The sequence below is a fragment of the Kitasatospora sp. NPDC002522 genome, assembly GCF_053595195.1.
Genome location: NZ_JBSFXE010000016.1, coordinates 68,793 through 80,357, shown reverse-complemented (window position 1 = coordinate 80,357; position 11,565 = coordinate 68,793). Strand labels below are relative to the sequence as shown.

The following is an 11,565-nucleotide window of genomic DNA, read 5'->3' as shown; positions in this document are numbered from 1 at the left end:
GCTGCCCGGAGTCGACTTGCCCGCGCACCGCCGGCCGCTTCCGCGTGAGGTCAAAGGCCATGTGCCGCCGGCCTGCAGCGCCGATGAGCATCGCACGCGGCCCGCCACTCGATGACTTGGGAGTGACGCAGGGACCGGGCGACGAGCCCGGAACGGCGGGCGCGCACCCTGTCTAGAACACTTCGCACGGCATCTGCGCGAGCGCCGCGACGCATCCGTCGAACAGCTAACGTCTGCGGGCGGCGGGCGGCACGGGCCTCGTGGCGCAGTACCCGCTCCTGCGAGCACGAGACGGCGGCGCCGAGCAGGGCGACCCGGAAGGTCGACCACGCTGACCAAGTTCCTCTTCAACGACTCCATCGCTGCACTGCACCAAGACCGCACGGGGTGGACTCGAAGAAGAGGAACTCGACGCTGTCCCGCACGGGTTTGTACAGGACGCCGGCCCAGGTCGCCGCGCGGCAGCTCAACCTCGGGACGAGTGGCGGCCCCGGTGCGGATCCGGGTGCGCTGACGCCGCGGGCTCCGGGCTGACAGTCCGTCCGGAACCTGGGCGCGTGTCAAGCGGCGCCGCCCCGAGGGTGGCTCGCCCGGGACCGCGGCCCGTCGACGAAGCCGCGGCGGATTTCAGGCCGCCCAGGAGAACGGCGCCGAGAAGGAGTTCTTCCCTTCGTTGCCGAACTCGAGGCCGAACGCGTTCACCCGCGACCTCGTCGCGACTCCGGCCGCGAGCGTGTCCGCGGGGAATCCCACCCCGCTGACCCTGATGCCCTTTCCGGTCGCGTCGAGCGGGGAGACGAAGTCCTCGACTTCGATGTCGACCGCGTCGCCGATCGCCACGCGGTGGATCCGGCGGTCATCGGCGTAGTCGATCCGGGCGACCTCCAGCCCGAGCATGTCGCCGACCAGCGGTGCGAGGTCCCCCATCGGGCCGCCGCGCTGACCGGAGAAGACCGCCCCGAGCGCTTCGGCCTGCTCCGGGGAGGCGGCCTCGTCCATGATCATGCCCAGCCGCCAGTTGCCCTCGCTCATGAGCGGCGGGGCATCGGCCACCACGGCGACCGTCAGACCGCTCACGTCGACCTCGTCGACCTGTCCGGAGTCGACGTGGAAGGCCAGGACCACCCGGCAGCGGTCGTAGTCCGCCGGAGCCGAGAGGCCGGAGGTGGAGCAGGGACACACCATGTTGCAGTTGCAGTTCTCGAAATACGTCCCCTCGATACGCCATGCCATGGGGAAGCTCCCTTCCTGGGCCGCGGCACCTCCATTCTCGGCCCGCGAGGATCACGCGTCACGCCCGGGCGGTCAGCTCGACTGCGGTCGCGACAGGCTGCGCCCGCACTCACCCCGCTTGACCCGTTTCGCCCTGTCCACGGTGCATGCAATTCAGCGCCGTACGCCGCACCACGGGTTGTCAGTCCTGCTGCGCCTGCTCCCCGGCCGTCCTGATCGCCATGGTGTTGTCCACGAGGTGGGTGGCGTCGCTCGCGGGGTCCATCGGGAAGGCGAGCAGGGCACGCACACAGGCCGGGGCCAGGCGTTTCCCCAGGTCAGGACGGTGGTGCCGCTGGCGTCGAGGGTTGCCTGGAGCTGACGTTTCCGGGGTTCGGCAAAGTCGAGGCTGCTGTCGCCCTGGCCGCCGGCCGAGCGCGCTTCCCGAACCGTCTCGTCCGGGTCGTCGAGAAGCGACGCGCCGCCGTCGAAGATCCGCGGCCGGACAGCCCGGCCACGCGTACGGGCTTCCAACGCCTCAGCTTTCTCGACGCCCTTCAGATCCGCGACAGCCTCGTCACCCCAGGCCCACGGCCCCCGTGAACCGACAGAGCCGATCCGGCAGCGCCGCCCTCAGTGGCCCGCCTCCCGACCCGGCACATCCGAACCGCCGGCCCGGCGACCTGAGCCCGGGTCTGCCGACTGGCCGTCAACTCGGGCTCGGGCCGCCGGATTCAGCAGACTTGTGCGCGACCGGTCAAGATTGGGTAACGCGCGCCCCGGCGTCTTGCCCGCAGAATTGTTAGCGTTAACACTCTCCCGAGAGCGAAACGGTGCAGCCACCTCCGGTTCAGCCCACACCGCTGCCCGGACCCATCCACCCGGTGGCACCGCAGATCGACAGGAGATGTCCATGTCCACGCTTCGCGCACGGTTGTCGGCGATGCTGCTCGCCGCCTGCCTGCTCTTCACCGGCCTGGCCGCGGCCGTCCCCCAGCAGGCCGCGGCCGCCGGTCCCGGCTACCTGATGGTGCACTTCACCGGCGACGGATCGACCGGTCAGCAGATGTACCTCTCGCACAGCACGGACGGCGTGCACTGGACCGACCTCAACGGCGGCGGGATGGTCCTGCGTTCGACCGTCGGCACGCACGGCGTGCGCGACCCCGCGCTGGTGCGCTCCCCCGACGGCAGCCGGTACTGGATCATCGCGACCGACCTGTGCATCGGCTGCGGGCAGAACTGGGACCAGGCCGTGAACAACGCCAGCCGCAACCTGGTGGTGTGGGAGTCCACCGACCTGGCCACCTGGTCCCAGCCGTGGCTGCTCAACGTCGCCGGCGCGATCCCCGACGGCCGCAACGCCTGGGCGCCCGAGGCGATCTGGGACCCTGAGAGCAACAGCTACGTCCTGTACTGGGCGACCAACGCGACCCTGAACGGCGTGCTGAAGCACCGCATCTACGCCGCCCGCACCACGGACTTCCACACCATCACCACCCCGCAGCTTTACATCGACCGCCCCGGCACCCAGGGCATCATCGACACCCAGATCATCGAAGTGCCGCCGGGCGTCGGCAACTTCCGCTACGTGCGGGCCTCCGGTGACGGACAGATCACCCTCGAGGGCAGCAGCTCGATCTTCGGGACGTGGACCAACCTGGGCGACCTCTCCGGCATCGGCCTCACCGGCTCGCAGGTCGAGGGCCCGATGTGGATGAAGTTCAACGGCACCGACAAGTGGGGGCTCTACCTCGACCAGTACGCCAGCAACCGCGGCTACATGCCGGTCCTGACCACCGACCCGTCCAACCCGGCGGTCTACCAGCGGCAGTCGTCGAGCGCCTACGACATGGGAGGCACGAAGAAGCGCCACGGCTGGATCCTGAACCTGACGGCCGCCGAGGAGAGCCGCGTGCTCGCCCGCTGGCCCAACACCCCCGCCCAGCGGATCCAGTCCTTCAACTTCCCGGACCGGTACGTGCGGCACACCGACTTCGACGCGCGCATCGACCCGAACGTCAGCCCCCTCGACGACTCCCGGTTCCGGCTGCGGCCCGGCCTTGCGGGCACCGGCACCGTCTCCTTCGAGTCGGTGAACTTCCCCGAGTACTTCCTGCGGCACTTCAACTACGACTTCCAGCTCGTCTACAACGACGGCACCACCCAGTTCGCCGAGGACGCGACCTTCCGCCAGGTCGCCGGACTCGCCGACCCGACCTGGTCCTCGTTCCAGTCGTACAACCACCCCGACCACTACATCCGGCACTACGCGTACGAGTTGAAGCTCGACCCGATCACCACCGCGACCGGTCGCGCTGACGCCACCTTCCGCGTGACCAGCTGACCCGACCGGGTGCCGGCGCCTCCGAGGAGCGCGCCGGCACCGCCTACTTTCCCTGCCCGCACCCAGGAAGCACCCCGATGAAACGTTCATGGCATGCACTGCTGGCGTCCGCGATCGTGGCGGCGACGACCGCGCCCGTGGCCCTGGCACCGACCGGCGCCGTCGCGGCCGACGGTGACATCACCTCGTCGATCCTCGCCAACAGCGACGTCGTCCTCGGCGGAAACGCCGTCGTGAACGTACCGCCCGGGGCGCACACCTACTCGGGGGTGATCAGCGGGCAGGGGTCCCTGCGGGTCTCCGGCACGGGCACCCTGATCCTCACCAAGGACAGCACCTTCACCCTGCCCGGCTCCCAGCAGGGCCAGTCGGTCAGCATCCCTGGCGGGAACCACCCCTACGTGGTGGTCGACAACCCCGACCGGCCCGCGATCACCGTCGACGCCGGCGCCACCCTGCAGTACGGCAACGGCGGAAGCACCGGCCTGATCGGTGCCTTCCCCTACAACTCGCCCGGCTACCAACAGAACCAGGACAACATCCGGGTCGACGGCACGCTCAACCTGTCGCTCACGCGGCTGTTCAACCTGGGCACCATCAGCGGCTCCGGGACGGTCTTCCAGCCCCGCAACCTGTGGGGCACGCTCCAACTGTGCGGAAGCAGTCCCTTCTCCGGGGTGTTCGACATCGGCACCGGCGCCAACTACGCCGCCACCACCTGCGCCGCCGACCTGCCGAACGCCAAGGCCGTCATCAACCGCGGCTCGTGGATCATCGACACCCCGCTGAACCAGACGGTCGTCCAGCGCCAGAACTTCTACAGCCGCGAATACGGCAACGACGTCAACGTCCACTCCCGGCCCGGCAGCAAGGTGGTCCTGACGGGCACCTACAGCTACAGCGACAACACCGGCACGGCCTCGCCGGCGCTGAGCAACGGCAACCTCAACCTGGTACCGGTCGCCCACCAGTTGAACAAGCGCGGCACCAACATCGAGGGCGCCGACGTCCACTGGGGGGACGGCAGCACCCACCAGATCTTCATGCCGGGAACCCCGAGACCGCGTACATCAACCTGCACGCCAACTCGCAGCGCTCGCGGCTGACCTTCGACTACAACGGCCCGGTCACCCTCGGCCTGCCCATCGGCGGCGGGAAGTACCACGACACCCTCGCCGCTCCCGGGGCGGGCGACATCGTCATCGCCGGCACGTCCGGGAACGACGTCACCTTCGCCGCCGCGCAGTTCTACGACGGCTCGACCACCATCCAGCGGGGTGCGACGCTGCGCCTCGGATCCGGGACGGCAGGAGCGGACGGGAGCCTCTACACGAAGGGCGCCCTCGACGCGATCAGCGACGAGGGCTCGCTGGTCGTTCAGAACGTCCGGACGCCCGTCACCCTCCCGACGGTGTCCGGCTCCGGATCGGTCACGCAGAACGGCACCGCGACGACGACGCTGACCGCCGCCTCCTACACCGGCGCCACCACTGTGGCCAAAGGGACGCTCGCGGTGACCGGCACCTCGCTCACCTCGTCCAGCGGGGTCGCCCTCACCGGCGCGTCCGCGGTCCTCGACCTCGGCGCGGCGAAATCGACGACGCTGCGCAGGCTCGAGGTCGTCCCGGGCGCGAAGATCGTTCTGCCCGGCGGGCTCCAGGACTTCACCGTGGGCTCACAGGACGCCGCCCTCTCCGGCGACACCCTCAGCGTGGCAGGCGCGACCTTCTCGCTCGCCCGCACGACCGATCACCTCGAGCTGACGGCCACCACGGCGACCACCGAATCCGCCTCCCCGTCCGCAAGTTCCACGGCCGGGGCCCCCGGCCAGCCCGAACCTTCGGCCCCCGCAGGGTCCGCCGACAGTACGGCCGCCGCCCGGGCTGGCGGCACGCCCTGGAGGACGCTCGCGGCGGTCGCCGCCGCTGCCTTGGCGACCGCGGCCGGACTGGTCCTCCTCGCGCTCAGGATCCGGCGCAGGCGCAGGCCCACCGACCGCCACCGCCCGCGCAGGCACTGACACCAGCCCGCTGACGGCCCGTCAGCACGGGCGGGACCTAGACGGTAGGCAGAGCCGGCTGCAGACCGCCCTCGAGGCAGGCCCGAACCGGCCAGCCCTCGGGGGGGCTCCCCCGGGCTCCCGACGGGCGAGGCATCGGCGGCGGCGTCCCGCGCCCGGCGGTCCGTCTCGACCAGTGCCCCTGCGGCATGGCGGGAGCCGGACGTTTCCTGCCTCTGCAGCCACGCGGAACGGCGCTCGGGCTACCGGCAAGTTGCTCCCGGAATGCGCGCGGCCGCGCTCCGGGGAAGCGGAGCGCGGCCGTCGCGGGCAGCGAGAACGCGTGGGTCAGGCAGCCGCGGTGAGCTGGCCGAGGACGGCGGTCAGCTGGTCGGCGACCTCGGCGTCGTCGGCCGGGTGGGTCTCGGCGAAGCGGACGACCGAGCCGGCGACCGAGAGCTTGACGTCCTGGAGCACCTTGGCACCGGCGATGCCGGCGGCCTTGCGGGCCTCGTCCTGGGCCCAGACGCCACCGAACTGGCCGTAGGCGGTGCCGACCACGGCGACCGGCTTGTCGGTCAGGGCGCCGGCGCCGTAGGGGCGGGACAGCCAGTCGATCGCGTTCTTGAGGACGGCCGGGATGGTGCCGTTGTACTCGGGCGAGAAGAGCAGCAGGGCGTCGGCGGCGGCAGCGGCCTCACGCAGCGCGACGGCGGCGGCCGGGACGCTGCCCTCGACGTCGATGTCCTCGTTGTAGAACGGGATCTCGGCCAGGCCCTCGGCGATGGTCACCTCGGCACCCTCGGGCGCCAGCTTGACGGCGGCCTCGGCGAGCTGACGGTTGTGCGAGCCGGCGCGGAGGCTGCCGACGAGGGCGAGGATACGGACGGACATGGAGACTCCCGAGAGACGGCATCTGCCCGAGACCCTGCCGGGTCGCGGGGAAGGATCGGACCGGAACTACCGGACTGCGGTCCGCTTGAAGTCTGCCACGAAAGCGGACCACAGTCCATTTTCGTCTTCCGGGGGCTAGGCTTGGCGCCATGACCTCCTCCCCCGGCCCGTCCGACCCCTGCGGCCCGTGTCAACCGGTCCCGCCCACGCCGGCCGCCGGACCGGCCGCCGGCCTCGTCCTGCCGCTCTGCGACCAGGAGTCGTTCGAGCGCGCGGATGCCGCACGGAACCGCACCAAGGTGCTCGCGGCGGCCGCCGCACTGATCCAGGAACGGGGCGCAGAACACCTCACCATGGATGCGGTCGCCGCCGCAGCCGGAGTCGGAAAGGGGACGGTCTTCCGCCGCTTCGGCGACCGGATCGGCCTGCTGTACGCCGTGCTGGACAGCAGCGAACGCGAGTTCCAGGCCGCCTTCATGTTCGGCCCGCCGCCGCTCGGACCGGGAGCCGACCCGCTCGCCCGGCTGAACGCCTTCGGCGAGACGGCGCTGCGCCACCAGCTGGACCACATGGACGTCTACCTCGAGTCCGACCAGCGCACCGCGACCCGCTACACCGCCGCACCGCGCGCCGTCCGCGCCCGGCACGTCGTCGTCCTGCTGCGCCAGGCCGGCGTCCACGGCGACCTGGAACTCCTCGCCGACACGCTGCTCGGCATGCTGGACCCGGCCCTCGTCCACGACCTGTTGACCCGCCGCGGCCGCACCCCCGACGACCTCGCCGCCGGCTGGCGCGACCTGGTCGCCCGCCTCACCCACCACTGCGGAGCCGCCCCGCTCGCCTCCGCGTCCTGAGACAGGCAGCCGAGCCCCGCGGGCCCCAGGGGGACGGTGCTACTTCGCCGCGGCCCGACGTTGGGCGGCAGCGAGCACCAGGGCGGCCGCGGAAGCCAGCAATGCCGCCACGATCACGGCCGTCCAGCCGCGGCGGAAGCCGTCCAGCGCGGCCTGCGGCCCGTGCGGGCTGCCGATCAGACTGACCGTCAGCGCGACGCCCACCACCGCACCGATCTGCCGGGCCATCGTGGTGATCGCGGAACCGGTGGCGAAGCGCGTGGGCGGGAGCGCCGCCGCGGCGGATCCGATGAGGGTGGGCAGGGTCAGTCCGACGCCCAGGCCGGTGAGCAGCATCCCGGGCAGGAGTTCGGTGGCGTAGCCGGGGCGGACGTCGATGGCGGTGGCCCACCAGGCGATGCCCGCCGCGAACAGCAGGGTGCCGAGCGCGGCCAGTCGTCCGGGGCCGAGCCTGCACACCAGTGCGGCACTGCCCAGGGCGACCGGCGGTACCAGCAGCGGTCCGGGGGCGATGGCGAGGCCGGTGCGCAGCGCCGAGTACCCCCAGATCTGCTGGCACCACAGGACCGAGGTCAGCAGCATGCCGGCGAAAGCGAGGGTGAACAGCAGGGCTGCGGTGTTGGCGGCGGCGAAGCTGGGCACGCGCAGCAGCGGGAGTTCGACGATGGGGGCGCGGTGGCGCGCCGAGCGGCGGAGGAACCAGGCGGTCAGCAGGGCGCCCGCGAGCAGGCTGCCCAGGACCCGGAGCGAGACCCAGCCCCAGTCGTCGCCCTTGACCAGGGCCACGGTGAGGGCGGCGATGGCGGCGGTGAGCAGGACCGCGCCGAACAGGTCCGGCAGGGGTCCGTCCTCCTTGCCGCGCAGCCTGGGCAGGACGCGTGCGCCCACCGCGATGGCGGCGATGCCGACCGGGACGTTGACGATGAACACCCAGCGCCAGTCTGCTTCGACCAGCAGCCCGCCGAGGACCGGCCCGAGCCCGGCGGCGATCCCGCCGATCGAGGCCCAGGCCCGGATGGCGCCGGGCCGCTCGGCCGGCGGCGTGGCGTCCAGCAGCAGCGCCAGTGAGGTCGGCATCAGCGCGGCGGCGCCCGCCGCCTGGACCACCCGGGCGGCGTCGAGCCAGCCGACGGCCGGGGCGAGCGCGCAGAGTGCGGAGGCGGTGGTGAAGACGGCCAGTCCGGCGAGGAACACCGTCCGGTGGCCGATGCGGTCCGCGAGCCGTCCGGCGGGGACCAGCAGCGCGGCGAAGACGATGGCGTAGCCGTTCAGGACCCAGGACAGGGTGGCCAGGCTGCTGCCGTGGAAGTGCTGCTGCATCGCCGGGAGGGCGACGTTGACGATGAACAGGTCGAGGTTCGAGACGAACACCGCGGCGGCGACCACCAGGAACGCGGCGCGGCGGTGGGGCTGGGCCCGACCGGGCGGCGCGACTAGTGGGTTTGATATTCCAACTGTCTCCATGGCCGGGAACGCTAGCGGCAGTGAGTTTGAATTCGCAACCCTCCATGGCAGGCTGGCAGGGTGACCCCGCACACCGATGCCAAGCCCACCGCCGCCCGCTCCGCCGCCGCGCTGCCGGGCCGTCCCTGCTCCATCGCGGCCGCGCTGCAGGTCCTCGGCGAGAAGTGGGCGCTGCTCGCCGTGCGTGAACTCTTCTACGGCAACCACCGGTTCGACCGGATCGCCCGCAACACCGGAGCCCCGCGCGACCGGCTCACCGCCCGGCTGCGCGCCCTGGAGGAAGCCGGGGTGGTCGAACGCCGCGCCTACAGCGAGCGCCCGCCGCGATTCGAGTACCACCTCACCGAGGCCGGCCGCGACCTCGCCCCGGTCACCCAGGCCCTGCTCGCCTGGGGCGACCGCTGGCTGTCGCCCGAGCCCCCGGTGGTGCTGCGCCACCACCCCGACCACTCCGACCACCCGGACCACCCGCTGGACGCGGCCTGGACCTGCCGCACCTGCGGGACGGAGGTGCGCAACCCGGACCTCACCCTGGAGATCCACTCCCCGGGCTGGACCCGCCAGGGCCTCGCCGACCCCGCCCCCGGCCCCGACAGCGGCGCGGGCTCCGGGACGTCGCAGGACTGACGGCCCGTCACGACCCGCTCTCGCCATCGGCTGCGCGATCCGGACGCCCGCCGAGGCAGGCCGCCGCCGGTGTCGTACCCCCGCCCTACGGTGGTGCGATGAAGCTTCTGCTGACCGACTCCGGGGTCACGAACCCCAGCATCCTGGCGGCCTTGGTCGAGCTCCTGGGCAAGCCCGTCGCCGAGGCCACCGCCCTGTGCATCCCCACCGCCGGGTACGGCGGCCCGCACGGCGGTCCGACCGGTCCGTGGCGGTTCGTCAGCGGGCGGACGCAGCACCCCATGACCGACCTGGGGTGGAAGTCGGTGGGCCTGCTCGAGCTCACTGCGCTGCCCAGCATCGAGGAGGAGCGCTGGGTCTCCTGGGTCCGGGAGGCGGACGTCCTGCTGGTGAACGGCGGGGACGCGCTGTACCTGGGCCACTGGATGCGGGAGTCCGGACTCGCCGCCCTCCTCCCGTCGCTGCACGACACGGTCTACGTCGGACTCAGCGCCGGGAGCATGGTCCTGACGCCCCGCATCGGGGAGGCCTTCGTCGGCTGGAGGTCGCCCACCGGCGACGACCGCACCCTGGGAGTCGTCGACTTCTCCCTCTTCCCGCACCTCGACCACCCGGCCTGCCCGGAGAACACCACGGCCGAGGCGGAGCGGTGGGCCGCCACCGAGATCACGGGTCCGGCGTACGCCATCGACGACCAGACCGCCGTCATGGTGGTCGACGGCGAGGTCGAGATCGTCTCCGAGGGAAACTGGCGGCCGTTCAACCTGCCGTCATGACATCGGGCGCCGGCATGCCGCTTCCCCGGTCGCGTGCGCGGACCGGGGAAGCGGCGTGCCGTCAGGTCAGGAGTTGAGGGTGTACGGCTCCCCGTAGACGCTCCAGGACAGCGGCGGGGTCAGGTCGAAGTTGCCCTCGTTGAGGAACTTCCGCTGCTCGGTGCTGACCCGGGTGGTGTCGCTGTGCGCCTCCTCCTTGCGCATCTCGGTCTCGCGCGCGTCGAGGAACGCGTTCAGGTACGTGGTCTCGTTGCCGCCCTGCGCCGGGGGCTTGGCCTTGGCGAGCGCCGCCTTCCGGATGGCGGCCAGGCCGTCGGGGCCGTGCATCACGGCGGCGTCGTAGTAGGCGAACTGGCCGAGCGCCCGCAGGCCGTCCGACTTCGCCTGGGCGACGGCCGGGTTGAAGTAGACGCGGTCGCGTTCCGACTCCTGGGTCTGGGTGAAGACCGGGTCGGTGGCGGCCTGCCGCCAGGCGGCGGGGAAGCCCGGGTCCAGACCCTGGTGGGAGCTGGTGCCGTTGACCGAGCGCAGCGCGGGCAGGTAGGGGGCCAGCACGTTGCCCGGCTTCTTGGCCGTGTAGGCCTCGACCAGGTCGAGCATGTCACCGGTGCCCGAGCAGAACCCGATGATGCCCGCGGTGTAGCCGCGGCCGTCGTTGATGTCCTCGATGTAGGAGAACTGGGCACGCCAGTCCAGCGAGGAGTTCTCGGCGCTGGAGACCAGCTTCATCGCGATCTCCTTCTTCGCCGGGTCGTCCAGGTTCACGCCGGTGGAGGGCGAGGACGTCGGACTGGGGCTGGGCGACGGGCTGGCGCTGGACGTGGGGGTCGGCGACGGGCTGGGGGTGGCGGTGCCGGAGCCGTACGCCTCGACCTCCCAGAGCGAGTAGCCGTACGCGGTGCCGCGCTGGGTTCCGTAGACCCGCAGGTAGCGGCCGGTGCCGCTGACCGCGAGGTCGTCGGTGCCGCCGTCTCCGGTGCCGGTCGAGTAGATCTGCCGCCAGGTGGAGCCGTCGTCGGACAGCTCGATCCGGTACGCCTTGGCGTAGGCGGCCTCCCACTTCAGCACCACGCGGTTGACGCCGGTGGCGGTGCCGAGGTCGATCCGGATCCACTGGTTGTCGACGCCCTCGGTGCTGGCCCAGCGGGTGGTGCCGGAGCCGTCGACGGCCTTGGCACCGCCGTAGCTGCTGGACTCGGTGGAGGAGACGGTGACGGGACGGTTCAGCGCGAGGTTGGTGCTGGCGGCGGTCGCCGTGGTGGTGCCGATCGCGGCGGCCAGCAGGCCGCCGGTGGCCGCGGCGGCGACGGCGATCGCGGTGCCGCGGGCGGTTCCGATGAAGGACATGCCACTCCTCGTGTGGGGACGGGATGGGTGCCGGTTCACATGCCT

10 protein-coding genes are annotated in these 11,565 nt (G+C 71.9%); 6 read left to right on the top strand and 4 right to left on the bottom strand.

Annotated elements, in window-relative coordinates:
* Positions 1–627: 627 nt before the first annotated feature.
* On the bottom strand, positions 628–1,233 hold the full coding sequence (locus tag ACWD4U_RS16195) for a DUF1326 domain-containing protein (protein ID WP_363454300.1): 606 nt from the start codon (positions 1,231–1,233) through the stop codon (positions 628–630).
* Between the two features lie 892 nt (positions 1,234–2,125).
* Between ACWD4U_RS16195 and ACWD4U_RS16190 the strand changes: the two genes are divergently transcribed.
* From ACWD4U_RS16190 to ACWD4U_RS16180, 3 genes are all read left to right on the top strand, one after another.
* Positions 2,126–3,559: a glycoside hydrolase family 43 protein gene (locus ACWD4U_RS16190; RefSeq protein ID WP_363454298.1), complete on the top strand. Its 1,434-nt coding sequence runs from the start codon at positions 2,126–2,128 to the stop codon at positions 3,557–3,559.
* A gap of 77 nt (positions 3,560–3,636) precedes the next feature.
* Positions 3,637–4,665 carry a hypothetical protein gene (locus tag ACWD4U_RS16185; protein ID WP_363454296.1) on the top strand — a complete coding sequence of 343 codons (1,029 nt, stop codon included), beginning with the start codon at positions 3,637–3,639 and terminating at the stop codon, positions 4,663–4,665.
* Positions 4,666–4,970: 305 nt separating this feature from the next.
* The gene (locus tag ACWD4U_RS16180; RefSeq protein WP_363454294.1) at positions 4,971–5,579 is read left to right on the top strand and encodes a hypothetical protein; all 609 of its coding nucleotides are present in this window, start codon (positions 4,971–4,973) and stop codon (positions 5,577–5,579) included.
* A gap of 327 nt (positions 5,580–5,906) precedes the next feature.
* On the opposite strand, the gene ACWD4U_RS16175 is transcribed toward ACWD4U_RS16180, so the two are convergent.
* Complete coding sequence (locus ACWD4U_RS16175) at positions 5,907–6,452, bottom strand: NAD(P)H-dependent oxidoreductase (protein ID WP_363454292.1); 546 nt, start codon at positions 6,450–6,452, stop codon at positions 5,907–5,909.
* 149 nt (positions 6,453–6,601) lie between these two features.
* On the opposite strand from ACWD4U_RS16175, the gene ACWD4U_RS16170 reads away from it, so the two are divergent.
* On the top strand, positions 6,602–7,306 hold the full coding sequence (locus ACWD4U_RS16170) for a TetR/AcrR family transcriptional regulator (protein WP_363454290.1): 705 nt from the start codon (positions 6,602–6,604) through the stop codon (positions 7,304–7,306).
* Between the two features lie 39 nt (positions 7,307–7,345).
* Here ACWD4U_RS16170 and ACWD4U_RS16165 read toward each other — a convergent pair whose 3' ends face one another.
* The gene (locus ACWD4U_RS16165) at positions 7,346–8,677 is read right to left on the bottom strand and encodes an MFS transporter (protein ID WP_363454288.1); all 1,332 of its coding nucleotides are present in this window, start codon (positions 8,675–8,677) and stop codon (positions 7,346–7,348) included.
* Between the two features lie 153 nt (positions 8,678–8,830).
* Between ACWD4U_RS16165 and ACWD4U_RS16160 the strand changes: the two genes are divergently transcribed.
* Positions 8,831–9,397, top strand: a complete 567-nt coding sequence (locus ACWD4U_RS16160) for a winged helix-turn-helix transcriptional regulator (RefSeq protein WP_363454286.1) — start codon at positions 8,831–8,833, stop codon at positions 9,395–9,397.
* 98 nt (positions 9,398–9,495) lie between these two features.
* Complete coding sequence (locus ACWD4U_RS16155; RefSeq protein ID WP_363454284.1) at positions 9,496–10,173, top strand: Type 1 glutamine amidotransferase-like domain-containing protein; 678 nt, start codon at positions 9,496–9,498, stop codon at positions 10,171–10,173.
* Positions 10,174–10,239: 66 nt separating this feature from the next.
* On the opposite strand, the gene ACWD4U_RS16150 is transcribed toward ACWD4U_RS16155, so the two are convergent.
* Entirely contained in the window at positions 10,240–11,520 is a 1,281-nt protein-coding gene (locus tag ACWD4U_RS16150) for a chitosanase (protein ID WP_449787206.1), read from the bottom strand.
* Positions 11,521–11,565: the final 45 nt, after the last annotated feature.